Annotated in this window: 12 protein-coding genes; 2 read left to right on the forward strand and 10 right to left on the reverse strand. The window is 50.7% G+C overall.

Annotated elements, in window-relative coordinates:
- Positions 1-73: 73 nt before the first annotated feature.
- The 4 genes from J1784_RS02320 to J1784_RS02335 all read right to left on the reverse strand — a co-directional run bounded on the left by J1784_RS02320 (position 74) and on the right by J1784_RS02335 (position 3,029).
- Positions 74-925: a MurR/RpiR family transcriptional regulator gene (locus tag J1784_RS02320; RefSeq protein ID WP_217147850.1), complete on the reverse strand. Its 852-nt coding sequence runs from the start codon at positions 923-925 to the stop codon at positions 74-76.
- A gap of 103 nt (positions 926-1,028) precedes the next feature.
- The gene (locus J1784_RS02325) at positions 1,029-1,226 is read right to left on the reverse strand and encodes a hypothetical protein (protein WP_217147851.1); all 198 of its coding nucleotides are present in this window, start codon (positions 1,224-1,226) and stop codon (positions 1,029-1,031) included.
- A gap of 177 nt (positions 1,227-1,403) precedes the next feature.
- Positions 1,404-2,042, reverse strand: a complete 639-nt coding sequence (locus J1784_RS02330) for an NAD(P)H-dependent oxidoreductase (protein ID WP_217147852.1) — start codon at positions 2,040-2,042, stop codon at positions 1,404-1,406.
- 102 nt (positions 2,043-2,144) lie between these two features.
- On the reverse strand, positions 2,145-3,029 hold the full coding sequence (locus J1784_RS02335) for a LysR family transcriptional regulator (RefSeq protein WP_217147853.1): 885 nt from the start codon (positions 3,027-3,029) through the stop codon (positions 2,145-2,147).
- 137 nt (positions 3,030-3,166) lie between these two features.
- Between J1784_RS02335 and J1784_RS02340 the strand changes: the two genes are divergently transcribed.
- The gene (locus J1784_RS02340; protein WP_217147854.1) at positions 3,167-4,126 is read left to right on the forward strand and encodes a zinc-binding dehydrogenase; all 960 of its coding nucleotides are present in this window, start codon (positions 3,167-3,169) and stop codon (positions 4,124-4,126) included.
- An 89-nt stretch (positions 4,127-4,215) separates the two neighbouring features.
- On the opposite strand, the gene J1784_RS02345 is transcribed toward J1784_RS02340, so the two are convergent.
- Positions 4,216-6,786 carry an autotransporter outer membrane beta-barrel domain-containing protein gene (locus tag J1784_RS02345; RefSeq protein WP_217147855.1) on the reverse strand — a complete coding sequence of 857 codons (2,571 nt, stop codon included), beginning with the start codon at positions 6,784-6,786 and terminating at the stop codon, positions 4,216-4,218.
- Between the two features lie 629 nt (positions 6,787-7,415).
- On the opposite strand from J1784_RS02345, the gene J1784_RS02350 reads away from it, so the two are divergent.
- The gene (locus tag J1784_RS02350) at positions 7,416-9,020 is read left to right on the forward strand and encodes an OpgD/OpgG family glucan biosynthesis protein (protein WP_217147856.1); all 1,605 of its coding nucleotides are present in this window, start codon (positions 7,416-7,418) and stop codon (positions 9,018-9,020) included.
- A 52-nt stretch (positions 9,021-9,072) separates the two neighbouring features.
- Here J1784_RS02350 and J1784_RS02355 read toward each other — a convergent pair whose 3' ends face one another.
- The 5 genes from J1784_RS02355 to J1784_RS02375 form a co-directional block, all read right to left on the reverse strand.
- A complete protein-coding gene (locus J1784_RS02355) occupies positions 9,073-10,242 on the reverse strand; it encodes a fimbrial protein (protein ID WP_238485352.1) in 1,170 nt (389 codons plus the stop codon).
- 12 nt (positions 10,243-10,254) lie between these two features.
- Entirely contained in the window at positions 10,255-10,980 is a 726-nt protein-coding gene (locus tag J1784_RS02360; RefSeq protein WP_217147857.1) for a fimbrial biogenesis chaperone, read from the reverse strand.
- Between the two features lie 8 nt (positions 10,981-10,988).
- Positions 10,989-13,541, reverse strand: a complete 2,553-nt coding sequence (locus J1784_RS02365; protein WP_420803947.1) for a fimbria/pilus outer membrane usher protein — start codon at positions 13,539-13,541, stop codon at positions 10,989-10,991.
- A gap of 66 nt (positions 13,542-13,607) precedes the next feature.
- Entirely contained in the window at positions 13,608-14,153 is a 546-nt protein-coding gene (locus J1784_RS02370; RefSeq protein ID WP_217147859.1) for a fimbrial protein, read from the reverse strand.
- 303 nt (positions 14,154-14,456) lie between these two features.
- Positions 14,457-18,865: hypothetical protein (locus tag J1784_RS02375; RefSeq protein WP_217147860.1), on the reverse strand; the 4,409-nt coding region annotated here is incomplete at its 5' end.

Consider the following 18,865-nt stretch of genomic DNA (forward strand, 5'->3'; position numbering starts at 1 on the left):
GAAAGCGGCAGAAAGGTCTGCCGCTGCACTGCTTTGGGGATGAAATGTGTAAACGGTGCGCCAGCGTGGCGCATCACTCCAGCTCTTCGAGGCTCTGATGCAGGGTTTCGATGGAGGCAAGATGGTAGCTGCCGGTTTTTCCCATGCTGCGGGCGACCAGTGAGCAGAGCAGGTTACAGACGCCGGAAAGCGCCACGGTGCTGTCGAAAATCAGGTTTACGTCGGTGTGGCAACGCAACACCCAGCTGGCGTATTTCGCGGGTTTACCGGCTAACACATCGGAGATATACAGCATCGGCACCTGCATGTCGGCAAGGGCGCTCATGGCCGTTTCCAGCACAGGCATCCGGCGGCGCAGTCCGACGCAGATAACCACATCCTGCGGGCCGAGAGTGGCCAGATGCTCTGCCAGCGAATCTCCGGCCCGCGGCAGCAGGCGTACGTCAGGATGAATGTGGATCAGGTCGCGGTAAATCAGCATGGCGATAGTCTGGCTGTGACGCCAACCCATGACGACTACGCGTCTGGCATTAGCGATGGCCTCCACGCAGGCTTCCAGTTGGTCGTCTTCCAGTGAACGGAAGGTGTTAACCAGGCTGGAAATCTCTTTTTCCAGATGGTTTTGAATCAGTGTACCGAAGGGCGAAGCGCTGGGCGCTGCCTGAAGATACAACGGCGAGCCGCTGTTTTGCATTTCACGCGCCTGACGGCGGGCCGCGTCGTAGCTTTCATAACCGATATGGCGAAAGAACCGCGTAGCAGTGGCTTTGGATACGCCAGCGCTTTGTGCCAGTTCCGTCGCGGTATTCATTGCTAACTGGCCCGGCGCGGCTAACAGGACATCGGCTAAACGTTGCTCGTGCAACGAAAGCTGATCCCATTGTTGCCGGATACGGCTTTCAAGCGATGCCGTTTTTGCGCTCATGAATGATCCCCGGAAAGAAAAAACTCATCCTGCACAGAACGTGCCGGGTTGTCATCAGGAAAATGGGCTCAGGCCAGATCAGGGCCTGAGCCGGGCGGGGCGATCATAATCCTTTGCTAACCAGTTCCGCTGCTTTCACAAAAATTTCATCCTCCAGTCCGTCGCCTTTTTTGCGACCCAGCCTGCGAAGTTCCTCGGTGATGCTGTAACTGTTTATGGTTTTTCCGCTGGCAATCAGGCCCATTACCGCTGCGCCGATGGCCAGCCCGATCAGACTGGTTTTCTCGTCTTGTTCCTTCATCTTAACCCCGGTTGTTTTCTTTAAACGTAGCAGCCCGTTGTCACTTCGGCCTGCGAGATCATTTTAGCGGCGTTTTCAGGGCAGATTAAGGAGAGTTAATCTGATATCGGGCGGGAAGGGTGTTTGACGCTGCCCCTCTTACCCGCAATACCACGGAGAAGAGGGGACGTAACCGGCTTATTTAATCTCGGTCACAAAGTTCTCGCGGCTGCGGCGTACTTTTTTCAGGTTGACCAGCCAGTCACCTTGGTTTGCACGATAGCCCAGCGGCAGCATGACCACGCTGCGTAAGTTTTTGTCTTTCAGGCCGAGGATTTCATCAACGGCAACGGGATCAAAACCTTCCATCGGGGTGGCATCGACTTCTTCAAAGGCGGCTGCGATCAGCGCTGCGCCCAGACCAATGTAAGCCTGACGTGCAGCGGCCTGATAATTCGCTTCGGTGCCGCGATCTGCGACGATGCCGAGCAGCATCTGGCGGTAGTTTTCCCAACCTTCGTTTTTAAAGCCACGGATGTCGTTGGTCAGGTCAAACATCATATGCACACGTTCTGGTGTGATGTCATCCCACGCAGCAAACACCAGCAGATGTGAGCAGTCGGTGACCTGTGCCTGATCCCAGGACACAGTGCGGATTTTGGCGCGGATGTCCGGATTGGTGACGACAAACAGTTCGAACGGTTGCAGGCCGCTGGAGGTCGGTGCCAGACGAACCGCTTCGAGAATGCGTTCCAGTTTTTCAGTATCTACTGTTTTAGTGGCATCAAATTTTTTGGTGGCATAGCGCCACTCAAGGCGTTCATTTAAGGTCGTCATGTTTTATTTCCGTGGAGGTGTGTAAGGCGTGAATATTCGCATGAACCCGCACAGCAGTTTTATGGATTTGAGCCCTGCGTTCAATAAGATCCTGCTATGTTTTCAGGACCTTGCCAGCTCGGCCATGAAGTGCTCAAAGAATGCCGAAACCAGAGGTGCGGGGCGATTGGGAAGTCGCAACAAATGCATGGGTCTGGGAACCGGCGCGTAATCGGGTAACACGCGGCGCAGTCTTCCGGCATCGATATCTTCCTGCAACATCACGCAGGAATGCATGACGATCCCAAGCCCGGATAAGGCGGCCTGACGAATAGCTTCGCCGGAATCGACGGTGAGTCGCGGGGAAACCTGTGCATCAACCAACCCCTGAGGGCCGTTCAGCGGCCAGGTATGCTCGGCACGCCACTGGCTGAAACTGATGCAGTTATGGCCGGATAAGTCAGCCGGAACCTCAGGCGTGCCATGTTTATCCAGGTAAGCAGGCGATGCCGCCAGCACCATTTCATAGGGCGGAAGCGGCACGGCGATATAGCCTTCATCCTGCAGGCTGCCAATGCGGATGGCTATCTGGAAGCGTTCCTCAATGAGATCCACGCGCCTGTCGCTCAGCACTAGACAGGCATTCACGGCGGGAAAATGCTGCAAAAAGGTGGACAATATCGGCGTCAGGATCCTTTGCCCGAACGAAACTGGCGCGCTGATACGCAGCAGACCAGTGATTTCTTCGTTGAGATGCCGGGCCAGTGAATCAGCATCTTCGATGGTCGCGAGGATCTGCACGCCGTACAGATAAAAACGGTGCCCGGCTTCTGTCAGCCCCTGACGCCGTGTCGTGCGGTTAATCAGCACGCAGCCGGTGCGTTTTTCCAGCATCTGGATATGTTTGCCCACCATTGCGGGCGTAATGCCCAGTTTTTCAGCAGCGGCGGTAAAACTGCCGGACTCTGTCGCGCTGATGAAGGATTCAACGCACTTTAAGTAATCCATTCTTTCATCCGGTAAGAATAAAGATGAGTATTATAAATTTTTATTATCGAATTAATAAAGCAGACATCACTTTATCTCCGGTCCCTGCATGCCGATAATCGCCGCATAATCGTAAAATTTCATTTTAAGGAATGGCAATGCAGGCACTGGTTTTTGAAAGTACAGGTACGGCAGATGTGTTACACATGCATGAAGCTGCGGATCTGGCTCCGGCTGCTGCTGAACTGCTGGTGGCGGTGACCGCTGCCGGACTGAATTTCGCTGATATTTATCGCCGTCAGGGGCGTTACCCGCTGGCGGGTAATTCACCCTATATCGCCGGTTATGAAGGCGCAGGTCGGGTGATTGCCGTCGGTGAAAACGTTAAAGGCTGGAAAGTGGGTGACCGGGTCGGTTTTGCCGATGTTCCGCTGGCACATGCCAGCCATATCCGTGTACCGGTTGAACATGCTATCCGCCTGCCGGAATGGTTGTCAGAATCTGATGCCGCAGCTGTATTATTGCAGGGTTTGACGGCTGATTATCTGCTGCACGATGTATTGCCTTTGCGTGCCGGAATGCATGTCGCGGTGCTCGCAGCAGCGGGTGGCGTTGGCCGTTTGTTGTTGCAGATGCTGAAACATCAGGGTATCCACACTTTTGCCGTTGCCTCAAATCAGGACAAGCAGTCTGCCTGCCTCGGGCTCGGTGCAGAGGCCGCTGCCGGTTACGATACCTGGGGTAAAGAAGTCAGGGAATGGCAGAACGGCGGTTGTGAAGTGGTATTTGATTCGGTCGGTACCACGCTCACTGAAAGCCTCGATTCGCTTAAAGACGGCGGTCGGGTGGTATTGTTCGGTATGTCAGGCGGTGCGCTTTCTGCATTTGACCCGTCGCGCCTTCAGCTGAATTCGCACGGCATACTGGGCGCTGATCTCTGGACTTATCTTGTTTCCGGTGAAAAGCGTCAGCGTCGTGCAGACCGCCTGTTTGCACTGATTAAAGAAGGGAAGGTGACACTTCCGCCGGTAACGAAATTTGCTTTATCTGCTGGTGCTGATGCGCACCGTCTGCTCGAAACCCGCAGTTTCAGTGGCAAAATTATCCTGACGCCGTAAACATCAGACCGGAAAAATTTGTAATTTTCGGTGATGCCTTAAAAAGAAAATCCACGCAATGCGTGGATTTTTTGTATTTAAGCGGTGGATCAGAATTTCAGGGAGAAACCGGCATTCAGAATAAAGGGTGATTCCATTTCATCCGAGTGGTTGTACTGTACGCTTGCACCGACGTTCAGATTTTGGGTGATTTGCGAGTTCACACCGGCTTCATAAATGCCCATCACACCGGACATATCATCTTCCAGCTGGTCGTTATTGACCTTCACGGAGTTGCCGCTGACCATTTCATCCGCCACGGCGAGTTTCACGTAAGGCTTGAGTTCTACTGATCCCACGTTGTACGTGGTACCGATGTTAACACCCGTTTCCGCGACCAGGGACTTCACGCTGTCCACATTGGCTTTCATGCCATTGGAAAGAGTGTAGTTGCTGTTATTAGTCGTAAAACCGGTAATGCCAACATAAGGGGCGACAAAGGACTGATCAAACCTGAAATATTTCCCTGTTTCCAGATGCGCTGATAACCCGTTCTGGTTGTAATCGCCGTCCGCTCTCTCTCCGCTGGTCATTTTGGCGTTCACGTCATCGCTGAACCGGTTAGCCTTTACAATACCGTCAACATAATAGCCGCTGTTATTAAGCCAGCTCAGATAAGCCCCGGTTGACCAGGAATCGACGTTACCGGAACCATCCCGGTCGAAATCCACGTCACTGTTGGTATAACCGACGAACCCCCCGACAGTCAGATGGCTGCTGGTAAAGTCTGTACTGGCATCTGCGCCGAGCATTACGCCGTTGAGGTTCATATCAAACCCGGCTGCGTCGTTATTCACACTTTGCTTACTGCCGATGTAACGCGACCACACGTTCAGGTCATGCGAAATATCGCGCACAGCATCAATGCGGTCACGCACGGTATGCATTTCCACATCGTTGATGATGGGCGCAGTGACGGCCATTGAAAGTACGGCAGACGTTGACGGCGTGTAAGTCGGTTTCGGCGGAGCAGGCGGTGCCGGTGGCGTAGGATCTACCGGGTTGGTCGGATCAGTGGGGTCTGTCGGGTTCGTTGGATCAACCGGATCAACCGGGTCAACCGGATTGACCGGATCAGGTGGGGCTGGCGGTTGAACGCCCGTCGATAAATCCCAGTTACCGGTGCCGTCGGCAATCAGGTGATATTCATATGTCCCGGCATCGACAACGCCGCCTTTGTTGGCGAGGGTAAATTCAGCCGTACCGCCGGTCGCTGTGATCACGCGCAGCGGAGAATCATCGGCCGGACTGACGCCGGAATCTTTGGCATACACATTGAAATCACCGCTGTCGCTGCCGGTGACAGTGATTACGCTGCCTTTCGATTCGCCGATGCTGGTATTGATGTAAAAGTCGCCGTTACCGCTGAGCGTTCCGGTGGTCAGGGAGCTGTAATTGCTCGGGTCCAGATAGACACTGCCACCTTGCATATCCAGCGAGTTAACCTGATAGCTCTGAGGTTTGGTTGAAAAATCGGTGTGATCCTTATCATGTGAGCCATCGAAATAGAGACTTCCTGCGACAGTAAAATCGGCAGCGGAGGTGTCAGCATGAGCCCAGACAGTCGTTGTCGCACCGGCGTTGGTGATCACATCCCAGGTGACGACCGGATCAATTTGTCCTGCCGCCTTAATGTTTAATATGCCGTTATTGATGATGTTATTGGCATGACTTTGGTCTTCTACAGTCAAATCACCCCCGGATGTGACGACGGTGTCATTTAGGGTCGTCTGATCATAACTGTCTGCCATGCCATCAACGGTCATATTGTTGACAAGGGAATATCCACTCAATTGCGCATATCCGCCGTGCTCTATGAGCAAGTTATTGGATAATGAAGGTTGTTCAATATTCTCACCTTGTGACACCTTAAAGCCGGAACTGTAGAAGCCGCCGTCTTTCACCACGTTGTCATTATCAATGCCACCACGGTTATTCATTTGTCCGTAAACAACGCTGTCATTCGTAACGCCGGAAATCACGCCAATGCTCTTGTCTTCAGGATGATAATTGGCCTGAACGTTTAAGGTGCCGCCTGCTTCAACGATCGTACTCTGGCTGATACCGCCGTTCTGAACGTTTTGTATTCCGCCATCTTCGATAACTGCATTGTAAGATTGCGCGGTGTTGCTCTGGTTGGGTTCATTAATGGAACCGGTATTGAGTACGCCACCTGCGCTGACCTGCGTATTGTAATCTGCGCCAAAATGGTTATTAAGCACGGAATCTTTGCCAGTGATGATCGTCTCTGTCGCGACGCCACCACTGAGGATATCCAGAGTGCCGGCGTTAATGGTGACATTCGTGGCGGTGCCGCTGAGAATCAAATTGGCATCGCCGCCATTAAGAGATGAATTGGCAATCATGCCAAGGTCATCGACAGTTTGTGTTCCTGCCAGGTTATTTATTCCATCAACAACACCACCTGCATGTACATGCTGGGCACCGTTATTGATGGTGGAGTTAATAACACTGCCAAATACATTCTGGGTATTTACAGGGTCATCAATCAGTTCGTTTTCTACAACACTGCCTGCAGTAACATCAGACGTAAAACTTGCCTGTGAGCTGGTCGTATTTAGCGCAGCTAAAATTCCAAAAACAATAAATCTTACCTTCATTTGTATTGACCTTGAGAACTGACAGAGATTATGAGGGATATTTTCTGGCGCTGTTATATAGTCATACTGAGGTGCTGATCAATGTGCATTTTTGGACATTTTTTCTTATCATCATGATATTTGAAGATTTTAGTTTTTATGATTTGATCATTGCCCTGATTGAAAAGACAGCTATTCATCATTTCAATGAATGCAATATGTTTTACTATGTTTATTTTTGATCAGAAAATAGGGCGTGATTTGCCGGTTATTTTTGATGTTGCCCATCGCAATTTTATAAAGAATATTTTTGCTGCACTAAGATTATCAGGAAAAACTCAAAAATATTCCTTTCTTCGTGATTTTCGTTATATCTCTCCATCCGTTACTGAAAAATTGATAAAAAGTTGTAACGTTTATGAATAAGGGTTTGTGATATGTTTTTTATTAAACTTAACGGGATGTCAGTGTGCGGTTCGGTAATTGACAGTTGCAGGTTTTGACCGGTAATGCACCAACATCCGTAAGATCAGATGAGCACCTATTCTTTCTGCCGAAGTGTTCTAAAATTGAAGCACGACTTGCCCGATAAATGGCTTCTTACTTTCTGATAAGAACAATTTAATCTCAAACATGAGTTGGTGCTGTTTATGGTAACCCGGCGTGATTTGCTTACTTATACTTCATTTTCGATGGCTCTGGCTGCGCTGGGTTTCACCCCGTTGGTCTTTGCTGAGCAGCGTTTAAAACTTGCGGACAGTGTACCTTTTACATTTGCAGGCCTGATAAAACAGGCAAAAGACAGTGCTAAAAATCCTTACGTTGCGCCCGAAAAAGTACCCGATAGCGCAGTGTCCAGTATCAATTACGACGTTTACAGCAAGGTTTTATATAAACCGGAATATGCGCTGTTTAACGAGGGCGTCAGTCGTTTTCCGGTGACCTTTTTTCCCGTCAGCAGCCTGCATCATTTGCCGGTTAAAATGTCGGTTGTTGAAAATAAGCGCGCACGGGAAATCATCCAGAATGCCGATTACTTCACTTTCCCCGATAACAATCAGGGCGTGCTGTCAGCCGTGAAGGGCAATGTTTTCAGCGGATTTCGGGTACTGGAACATCAGCAATCCTCTGAAAATCATGGAGTAAAAGACTGGGTTTCGTTTCTTGGGGCTTCCTATTTCCGTGCTGTGGGCGAACTTGAACAGTTTGGATTATCTGCGCGCGGGATTGCGGTAAACACCGTTTTTGGCGATACCAAAGAAGAATTCCCCGACTTTACGCATTTCTGGTTCGAAACTTCGGAAAAGGATCGCGACCATTTAGTGGTTTACGCGTTGCTTGACGGGCCGAGTGTCTGCGGCGCTTACCGGTTTGATATGCAGCGCACCAAAGGCGTGGTGATGGATGTTGAATGCTCGCTGTTTTTGCGGCGTGACGTTGGCCGGTTGGGTATCGCCCCGCAGACCTCGATGTTCTGGTTTTCCGAAATGGCCAAAGGTTCGGCCTCCGACTGGCGACCTGAAGTTCATGACTCCGACGGTTTAGCGGTGTGGACCGGCAGTGACGAACATATCTGGCGGCCGCTGAACAATCCGTTGCAGATCCGCGTTTCTGCCTTCAGTGACAATAATCCGCGGGGTTTTGGCCTGTCACAGAAACAGCGCAAGCCTGACAGCTATCTGGGCTCGGCCGGTTACGAACGACGCCCGGATTTGTGGGTTGAACCAAAAGGTGACTGGGGCAAGGGCGCGGTGCAACTGGTGGAAATCCCTACTGACGATGAGATTTTCGATAACATTGCCGCGATGTGGGTGCCGGAACAGCCAGCGAAAGCGGGCAGTGAATATCAGTTTAGCTATCGTCTGCACTGGCTGGCAGATGAACCTTATCCTTCAAAACTGGCGCGCTGCGGGATAACGCGGATGGGTAGAGGGGGCAATCCCGGAGCGTATAAAGATCATGACGCGCGCAAATTTATGGTCGAATTCCAGGGCGATGTGCTGGAGCACCTTCCCGCAGACACTCATCTTGACGCAGTGGTAACTGCTTCCCGCGGCACGCTCAAAGATATCAGGGTCGAGAAATCTCCCGCAGGTAAGGGTCACTGGCGCACATTTTTTGACCTGCACGCCGAAGGCAAAGAACCGGTTGAACTCAGGCTGTACCTCAAATTCGGAGATAAAACGCTGTCGGAAACCTGGATGTATCAGTACCTGCCGTTTACTTCTTCACCGAAGCCGATGCAGGGCGTTTAACATCATTCTGGCAATTCAGTCTCAGTTTTGCCGGATCAATAGTTTTGCCGGATCAATAATACGTAATCGTCACGTTGGCTTTAGCCGTGAATTTGCCGGTGAATGCGTTGTTCTTGGAATCGGTTATTTCTGCTGCCGTCTGGATAATCGCCGCCTGAAATGAGGCGGTATTTTTCCCTTGCTGGCCAATCCCCAGATTTTGTTTCACCCCCATTACCACTTCCTTACCCTCATTGTCATAAATTCCGATCGCCAGACCATCAACCGTTTTTCCATCCGCAACGCTGTGCACAACCAGCGTTTTTTTATCTTTGACAACGGCATTAGCGTCTTCAAAAGTGAATTCGACATTATTGGTGTAACTGCTGCATGTGAAGTCCATGCCAAAACGAGTCATTGGGCCGTTCTGCGGATAGCTGCCGGTGCTATTGGGGTGGAACGCCCCCAGTTCGACGATCTGGTGCTTGTTATCCAAAGTGCAGGAGGGGGCCGCGATAAATACGCCCGAGCCCAGGGGCACATCGACAGTGGTGATGCCGGCCAGGCCGTCAATGGTAAAGGTTAAATGTGTTCCCGGAGGAACAACGGCAGCCGAGCCATATTCCATCCAGCCAAATTTGATGAGCTCAACACGCATCGATTCGATGGCAAAATTGTATTTGGTGTCGTATTTATACAAGGATTTATCGGCATTATATTGCGCGCCAAACTGAACCAGTGTGGAGTCATCTTTACCGTTGACTATCGGATATTCGACCCCCAGTCGCTTACCCGCCGCCATTTTTGCCGGAGGATAACTGTTCGCGAGCGGCTCCTCGTTAATTGATACCGCCTTGATGTACATCTTCATTTTGATGCCATTATTGGTGGTTTGAGCGTTACCATCCCAGTCCAGTTGCTGATCATTAACAGCGCTGAGGCTGAGCGATATGTCGCCGTCAAAGGAGGCCGGAGCGGTAAAATCCTGACCGTCTGAGGTACAGGTCAGGCGCATATTCGGTAAAAACTGGGCGTAATCGAGCGACAGCACCACGGTGTAATCCGGGGTGTTCTGATCTGCCGCAATAGGATTTTCACGCGTGTAAGGGGAAAATGGCGAGGCACCGCCGGAATCGATATCACAATGTAATACACCGGCCTGACTCAGTCCGGGGACTAAACCTGTCAGTATCAGCACCATAGCGGGCAGGAACAGGGGGGTAAGCGCAGGCCGTTTTGTCATGAAAGTTGTCCGTTAAAAGGTCAATGACTGGTGCAGTAAAACGGAGTCACCACCAAAATCATTGATGACGGAATAATTCAGCGAGCCGGATTTACCACTTACGCTGGCTGGCACGGCATAACGGCTCTGGCCTTTCGCAGGTACCATGGTGTTTTTACCGTCGACGGCCATCGCTTTTCCCGCCACCGTGACAGAAAGCTCAGATAAGCTGGCGTAATACTGCGTAGGGTTTTTAGCTGTCAGCCAGGTTTTGCCGCCTTCCTTCGTCACCTGCCACTGCAATTTATTGACTGTATCGGCCGGTTTCTCTGATAGCGTAGTCGGGCGGATAAAGACTTTCAAACGGGTACGTACCGCCACTTCGAGCTTGTTCTCGGTGCTTTTACTGACAGGCGGGATTTCCTGGATCCACAGCCAGTACACAGATTCATGATCCTGAGGGATTTTGCCGGGCACGATCACCATGCGCAGTTTCCCTTCACGACCCGCGCCAATTTTAAACAGCGGTGGGGTCAGAATGAGGGGTAAGTTTTTATCGTTTCCCTGCAAATCTTCAAACCAGGACTGCACGAGATAGTCTTTGTTTTTATCATCATTGATGAGCTTGATAGAGGTTTCTTTATCACTTTCCAGCGCAACAATTCGGGTGAGGGCGGGGCGCACGGCCGCACTGGCGACGCCGGATAAAATTAAGGTGCTGACAATCAGGGATACTGCAATTTTATGGAATTTCATCATTTCTCTGCTTAGCGACAAACCGCATTAACTTGTTGATACCAGGGGTCGGATTGACCGCCTGAGACAGGTAGTTCGAACTGACACTGGGTGTTATTTTCCAGTGTCACATGCAGCGTTGTCTCGCCATCGGCCAGTATGCCGTTGAGATACAACAATCCGTTATCGGCCACCATGCCGACCTGCTCTTTCCCTTGCCATGCACTTGCGCCGAAAGGTGCTGGCTTGCCGTCTGAAAGCGATAACATCACTATAGCGCGGCGTCCTACTTTAGTCTGGAAACGGCGGACAACTACCGCTCCGTGAGTAGGGATGACGTTTTTCCCACCATCAATCAGTTCAACGTTATCCGCCGCATGGCGGGTATCGAGCGACAGTGAATTGTCGCGATAAGGCGAAATCGACGGCACTACGGCGCGGCCCCAGCGGTTGGTCGACACGCCCGGCTGACCTTCGACGCTGATGTCTTTCGCGCCAGGGGTTTCGATAATGGCGATGGTGTCGCCCAGTTGCTGAGACAGCACCACGCCGTGGCGATAGGCCACCACGCCGCCGGAAATCCCCGCTGAATACTGGCGGTTGTTCTGGCTGGCACTGGCACTGGCATTCATGTTGGCGATGCTGTTGCGATAGGCAACGGCTGCCGATGGCGAATATCCGCTGCTGTCATGCTGTGCGGACAACGAATAATTCATGGCGCTTTCCAGCTCCGTGCCTGAAACGGTCGCCATCTGTGAATCGCCGGAGCGGTTGCTGGTATTGGTGGTAAACGACAGATTCCGGCTGCGTTTTTCGCCCGCATCGAGGGGGACGGAGAAATTGAGCGACAGCTGACGGTCGGGGCTGTTGGCGGTTATAGCGTCATCGCCGGTATTGGCCTGATAGCTGTAGTTCACGCTGACATTGACCGATTTAACGTTGAAGCTGTAGCCCAGCGTCAGTGAGGTATCTTTTGCGCTGGAGTCGTAATAGCTGTCCTGCTGCAACGTGAGATAACCGTTGCCATATTCGCCCATCCCCTGATTTATCGTCGCCTGTACTTCATTTTTGCGGTGGTGATGCGTGTCGTCATTCCCCCAGCGCCATCCGGCATATTCCGGAAAATCCATAAAGTCAGACGTCTGATAGCGAAAACCCATCAGTTGCAATGAGGTATCGGTGGCGTCAAAGCGGCGTGCATAAAGAAGACGCAGTGCCCGGCCACTGTCACCGGCAGCTTCGGGTTCATTGCTGCCGATGGTGTTATCGTTTGAAGCGGAAACCGACTGATGGCGTTCCAGCGCCCAGTCGAGGGACACGCTGCCGAGCGCGCCGAGGCTGAATGCGCTGCTTACCGCCATAGACTGATAGCCTTCGCCGGTGACCACCAGGTCGCTGAGCGTTAATTTATCCCAGCCATATTGCAGGCTGCCCTGAGCGACCAGTGGCTGATAGGAAAGGTTGTCATCACGGTAACGGCCGCCACTCAGACTGTACCGCCAGGTGCCGGGGCGGATCATGTTTGGCAGGGAGGTATAAGGCACCGTAAATTTTTGCTGGCTGCCGTCGCTCTCTTCCACGGTGACTTCAAGATCAGCGCCAATCTGCCCGTTGGTCAGATCAGTAATCGCGAAGCTGCCGGGCGCGACGGTTTTGCTGTAAATAATGTTATTGCGCTGGCGGATAACCACTCTGGCATTGGTACGTGCCACGCCGCGCACCACCGGTGCATAGCTAAAGGTGGATGCCGGAAGCATCTGGTTGTTAGTTTCCAGCGTCATGCCGCGCAGGGGTAAAATACCTAAAATATCGCTGGAGGTGGTGGCGTAAACATCCCCGGCCGTAAAACGGGATACCAGCGAAGCTATGTCACGCTCTGCATAGGCGCGATCGTGGTTTTGTTCCCAGCCGGTATCAGATTTATTAAACGTATCGAAACTGTAGAATCGCCACGTACCCAGATTCACGCCGGAATTCAGGCTCAGGTAAGCATTGTCGCTGTCTGATGAATCAGCACCTGAGCTGTGATTTTCAGAATGATAAACGTAACCGGAATAACTCATACGCAATGCGTTTACGCCGTTATCCCACAATGACGGGTCGATCATTTCGCTTTGCGTCGCCACATTCATGGCCGCTTGCGGCGCGGCGATCAGCAACTGTTGCATCGACTCATCGTATTTAATACTGGCATCCGGCCATTTCGATAACAGGTCATAGCACACGTCATTGCCAGATTTTGCTAATTCATCAAGATGACGATCCAGACCCAGCTGATGCAATAAACCTTGTGTTAAACAAGGTACTGCGCTGGCATGGCCTTTAAGCGGAATAAATTCGACCTTGGTTTTAAATAACGTATGACCGTTTAAAACCACATCTGCAGTTTTAATACCCGCGACGACGTTTTCTGGATGATAAAATTGTTGCGGAATAGCATCAGAATCTTTACGCAAAAAATCGGCATCGAATTCTGATGTTTCATTATTAGGATTGCTTTGATTGTCTGCAGCGTGTAATAAAGGAGTAAATAAAACAGGCGCAAAGATGACAGTCTTCATTATTAATGATAAATGATTTCGCATCACAGATGGCCTGTTTTTAAGCAAAGTAAATGAACTTATAAGAAAGTGTTATTGCGCTTAAAAAAATTAATTATAAGCAATGTCGATAAACGTTTTGGCACTGACTTTCCCTGCTGTGACGGCAGGTGTGGAGGTGTTGGCTTTGTACGCCACTTTAAACTTCAGGGAGTTATCTCCAGTGACTAATGCCTGCGCTTGTGCAGGTGCGCCGCCGTTGATGCTGATTGGCGTGGCACCGTCATTTTCCAGCAGTGCGATACCCACGCCGGAAGCCGGTGTAGTGCCGGCAATGTTAGAAAGAATAGAATTATCAAGCGCGTCCGGGGTGCCGCTGAATGAAACCTGGGCATTATGGAGCGTAGATGTGCTGCAATTTTTCAACTCAATGGTGAAATCTTGCATCCCGGCATAACCGCCAGCACCCGAGAAAGAGGTTGGTGTAACACTCGGTAAAACCATAACAGCGCCGGTAGTGGTGCTGCCATTATTAAAGCCCGTGAAAGTACAGGCTGCTGCTGTTACTTCACCATTAAACGTGATATCACCATCCGAAGCAAATGAGGATAAAGGTGCAAGGCAAAGAACCATTACAGCTAATGTTTTTAATTTCATAAAATCACCTGAGGAAAATAGTTTTATTTAAGAAAGGTCGATAAATTATTACGTTTATCAACATGAACTAATTATACAGGTAATAGTGGGGTTTAATATGTAGATGTGCTTACTTCGATATTAAGAAGTACTGAACTGGAAAGTAGGGAGGAAAACGTTCACCTGAACGAAATTAGATGGATGATTTTTTCAGATGATATCAGATTATAAAAGAAAAACGTTTATGCTTAGAAAAAATGCCCTTCCGATATCAACCGGAAGGGCATGGATTATGACGTGAGGTACTCTATACGTTCGGTTTTCTTAGAAATTCAGTTTAAAGTTCACGCGCATACCTTTGTCGTTTGCGCCATCTTCCTGCCAGTTGTAAGCGTCCATACCCAGTGATTTGTTATCGCTGGTGTAGCTTACGCCAACCTGGGTCAGGCTGTTCACACCGCCGCCTTTCTGGTCATCGTCTACGTTAAAGTGCTGACCCGCTGCACCTTGCAGTGATGCGGTGCGTGCGCTTTTGCTGTAGGCGAGGTTCGGACCACCTTCCACGGATGCAGAAGCTGCCCAGCCATTTTTACCGGCATACGTCAGTTCCATACCCACGATGGCGTCGACGGCGGTTTCGCTGCCTGCATCCATTTTCAGGTTGTAATCATTCGCACCGGTCTCGTTCACGCTGCCGTCACGGGTACGACGCACTTTCGCTCCGACAGACGGTTTGAATTTCAGTGTGTCACTCAGTTCGTAACCTTTGCTGAACTGGCTTTTCATTTCCATGTACTGTTGTGAATTGTTAGCGTTTGCCACTTCGTTCACGCTGCCATACTGGATGGTGCGACTGCTTTCTAACTGATGGTTGTCATAACGCAGGGCGTTTTCCCAGCTCATGTTGTTGCCGAGATCCATCGCGTGCTCAAGACCGAAGAACTGGCTGTAACCGCCGGTCAGGCCATTATCACCGGCTTCTTTAACATCACCACTGCCGTCAAGACGGGCAATACCGTACTGGAGTTTCAGCGTCTGGTGGTCGGTCAGGCTCAGTTTCTGGCTCAGGGCCAGCATGTCGTACTGGGCATCGTTACCCAATTCTGAACGCTGATCGCCTTTCGCTACCACATTAAAGCCCAGACCGCTTGCACTGACGACGGCGTTATCTTCCAGCATGGTAAAGCGGTTGCTCAGCACTTTCGCTTCATTGAAAGCGTTGGTGGCTTTGCTGCCGGAAAGCTGTTTCATGGCGTTAGTGACTTGTGCTGCGCTTTTCAGATTGAGGCTGTTAAACAATGCATTGTTGGTGTAACCCGCTTCCAGAGCACCAGCTACGCTGCTGACACTTGAGTCGGCCACGTCACGGTAGTCATTTTTGGTCATGCTGACATCCACGTTACCGCTGGCGTCCGTCTGACCCTGTGCATTCCACATCACCGTGTCGGACTTGATGTTTTCAGCACCCTGAATATCGGTACCCTGGAACACGTTGTCGAAGCTGGCAGTTTTATCCGCGGTGCCTGCTGTAAAGCCGGTGTCGACCTGAACATCTGTCAGGTCGGCATGACTGACCACCATCTGACCGGCCGTACCGTTGGCACTGGTGCCGACGGTATAGCGACTGACTGAGTTACGTAGCGGCTGTTGTGAAACGGCCGCTGCTGGATCAACCGGCAGCGTGTAGCTGGCTGCTTTGGTGGTATCCGGAGTGACACCGGCTTGTTTAACGATACCAGAGCCAGTGACATTGCTGTCAATATTGATAGCACCGGTGTTAACGACCCGGCCGTTAGCGCCTAGCTTACTGAAGGCATAAGAGTCGTTGGTATGGATATTGATAATACCGTCATTCTCCATGATGGCATCATTCGTAGCGCCTCCGTCCAACTGCATAGCGATTAAACCACTTTCGTTGTTCGCATTCCCCGCAGTACCCAGGTTAATGGTGCCGTTGTTGACCAGTTGGGCATTCTTGGAGCCATTCATGCCGATGGCGTTGTTACCGCTGATGTTCATGGTGCCGTCATTGATGCCGTAGAAGTTACTGCCGGTCAAATTAATGGCAGGTCGCCCGGAGTTACTCCCGGAAAAGTTGATAACACCCTCGGCCTTGTTCCAGATATAGCTTCCGGCTGCACTGGCATCGCCCTGAGATGTCACGAGAGAACCAGTATAACCCGATGTATCTTGTACAGTTCCGGAGTTAATAAAATCACCGGTACCGCCCCAGATATTCACGGCTGAATAGTTGCTTGAAGCACTAACGGACATGGTACCCTTATTGGACAGGGTGCCGTCCTGATTGATATGCACGGCATTGTTCTGGTTGTCGAGGATTAGAGTGCCACCGGCTTCATTAACGACGCTACCGGAGTCGGTGAGCTCTATAATCCCCCCATTCAACGCGGTGGATCGCAGAGCCAAGGTGCCGGTATTGCGCATGCTTCCTGTGCCACTCACAGACACACCAGAGTTCATAGTACCGCTATTCGTCAATTTACCGCCGGTCTTGACCGTCGTTCTGCCACTTATAGTGCCTTGGTTGGCAACTGAGCCGGAGGTATTAACGATAATATTACTGGTAATAACGCCCGCAGCATCGTTAGTCAGGGTGCCGGTATTGCTGACAGTGACGGGACCACCGCTTACTGTGCCATCATTACTTGCTGCACCATCAACGACAGCACCTCCGGAGGTCAGCGTGGTGGTATTGCCCGCTGTGGCAATTACACTACCATTGCCATAACCAAGAGAGGCCACTGTGTCTGAGTTGTTCACTGCGGGGTCAACACCTTCGCCAACCACAATCTGACCACGGTTAATAATCATGCCGGTTCCGTCATTATAAAATGCTTTACCAACATTGGTGTTGATTACTATGGTGCCGGAAGTATCATTAATCGCAGTCCCGCCACTCATTACTCCCATGCCTACCAGTTGAGCTTTAGTTCCATCATTCACTGTATCAGCGTCAGCTGTAAGGGTAATGGTGCCTTGGTTTGTCAGCTGACCGCCGTTGATCGCCACCATCCCAAAACCGGAATTATTAACATTAATATTTCCGGTGTTGGTCGCGTTAGACCACGCTGTGCCAGCAATCATTCCCGCCCCGCGAAGAAAAGCAGTCGAATCTGGTGTATTAAAGGCAGTCCGAGAAATTACGTTATTTGCTTCATCCGTAACAGGGATAAATCCATCCAGGTTGATAGTGCCAGTATTCAGTACATTACTATCCACCGCGGACATGCCGTAAAGCGCCCCTCCTTCCAGTTTAATTGTGCCATTATTTGTTGCCGTGCCCCCCGTACTAGCTGCCATAGCATAACCAGTATCGCCGTAGGTATTCACAGAGTAGTTGTTGTTATATCCCATCCTAGCTGGAGGATTTGAAATTTTAGAGCGTAACTCTAAGTCACCATTATTAGTCACAGAGCCCCCACCTTGTGACATCATAGGGGAGACTTTGCCGTTGTTCTTGATATTCAGATCCCGGATGGTGCCGGTGTTGAACGCACTGGCACCAAGAGTGACGTCCATAATGGATCCAGCATCAATTTCCGTTCCGTCAATAACACCGGCATTGTTAATAGTTGAGCCGGTTCCTGATGCGGCGATAAACCCAGAACCATCACCTTGAAGAACGCCAGTCCAGGTACCTCGGTCCGTGGTATCAAAATCCAGAGTGAGCACTGAATTTTTATCCAGATTAAGAGTGCCACCTCCCACTACATTGGCAAACTGAGCCATCCAATAATAGTTTTGTGCGTTGGAAACTGAGGATTCACCGGTCACATTGACTGTACTTGCTCCGTTGACAGCAATACCATTAACGGGTGGAACGCTCCAGGTATCCAGGCCACCAGAGTCAGCATGCACGTTAACACCGCCCTGAACATTAACGGTATTTCCATCACCCACGACGTCTACGCCTGTATAATCAGCACCCACTGTATTAGTAGCAACGAATGACTGGCCACCCGTTTGAGAAACAGAGAGTGAGCCTTCGATGTTAATTGTATTTCCCGCGCCGTGGACTTCAAGGCCGCTCATTTGATCTAGGATAAGAGGTGCAATTACCCCCGGTGCTACCGGATCATTGGAGAGTGACATATTTCCTTTCAGGTCAATGGATGAGTTATTGCCATTAACCACGATGCCTTTACCCATTTGCAGAACGCCATCTGCATCGGCGACACCTTTAATGTTGATATTACCATCCAGCACTACGTCGGAATTATCGCCATTAATATTAGCGCCAATGCCATTCAAGGAAACATTCAAATCGCCGGTATTAGTAAATGTTGCGTTATCTCCGGTCATATTAATACCGACCGAATTCAAATCCTGGACAAAGATATTCGCTGTAGTCTCAACTTTAGCTCGGGCCCCCTCTATATCAATACCGGTTGCCCCATTGGTGACATGAATATCCCCCGTCAGACTTGCTTTGGCATCATCACCGGTAATATCCACCAGCACAGAACCCGCGCCGTCAGCGGTAGCTGATGCGTTATCAATTACTAAATTAGCATTATTCCCTGCAATCACGACGCCTTTACCTGCGTCGCTGACATCGATTGTTGTCGGTGTGATGCCATCGCCTTTAATAGTGACTGTCGCATCATTACCGGTGATTTGAGTGCCTGTCGCGCCGTCTGTTACCGTGGTGTTGCCCTGATTATTGACCTGTGCACCATCGCCATTCACCACAATCGCTTTACTGTCTGCGC

The organism is Rahnella ecdela, from assembly GCF_019049625.1.
In the GTDB taxonomy this organism is placed as follows: Bacteria; Pseudomonadota; Gammaproteobacteria; order Enterobacterales; family Enterobacteriaceae; genus Rahnella; species Rahnella ecdela.

What these genes read in the sequence shown, in the direction of transcription:
- J1784_RS02355 (WP_238485352.1), bottom strand. Translation starts at nt 10,242, where the DNA reads ATGACAAAACGGCCTGCGCTTACCCCCCTGTTCCTGCCCGCTATGGTG.
- J1784_RS02330 (WP_217147852.1), bottom strand. Translation starts at nt 2,042, where the DNA reads ATGACGACCTTAAATGAACGCCTTGAGTGGCGCTATGCCACCAAAAAA.
- J1784_RS02350 (WP_217147856.1), top strand. Translation starts at nt 7,416, where the DNA reads ATGGTAACCCGGCGTGATTTGCTTACTTATACTTCATTTTCGATGGCT.
- J1784_RS02335 (WP_217147853.1), bottom strand. Translation starts at nt 3,029, where the DNA reads ATGGATTACTTAAAGTGCGTTGAATCCTTCATCAGCGCGACAGAGTCC.
- J1784_RS02325 (WP_217147851.1), bottom strand. Translation starts at nt 1,226, where the DNA reads ATGAAGGAACAAGACGAGAAAACCAGTCTGATCGGGCTGGCCATCGGC.
- J1784_RS02345 (WP_217147855.1), bottom strand. Translation starts at nt 6,786, where the DNA reads ATGAAGGTAAGATTTATTGTTTTTGGAATTTTAGCTGCGCTAAATACG.
- J1784_RS02370 (WP_217147859.1), bottom strand. Translation starts at nt 14,153, where the DNA reads ATGAAATTAAAAACATTAGCTGTAATGGTTCTTTGCCTTGCACCTTTA.
- J1784_RS02340 (WP_217147854.1), top strand. Translation starts at nt 3,167, where the DNA reads ATGCAGGCACTGGTTTTTGAAAGTACAGGTACGGCAGATGTGTTACAC.
- J1784_RS02320 (WP_217147850.1), bottom strand. Translation starts at nt 925, where the DNA reads ATGAGCGCAAAAACGGCATCGCTTGAAAGCCGTATCCGGCAACAATGG.
- J1784_RS02365 (WP_420803947.1), bottom strand. Translation starts at nt 13,541, where the DNA reads ATGCGAAATCATTTATCATTAATAATGAAGACTGTCATCTTTGCGCCT.
- J1784_RS02360 (WP_217147857.1), bottom strand. Translation starts at nt 10,980, where the DNA reads ATGATGAAATTCCATAAAATTGCAGTATCCCTGATTGTCAGCACCTTA.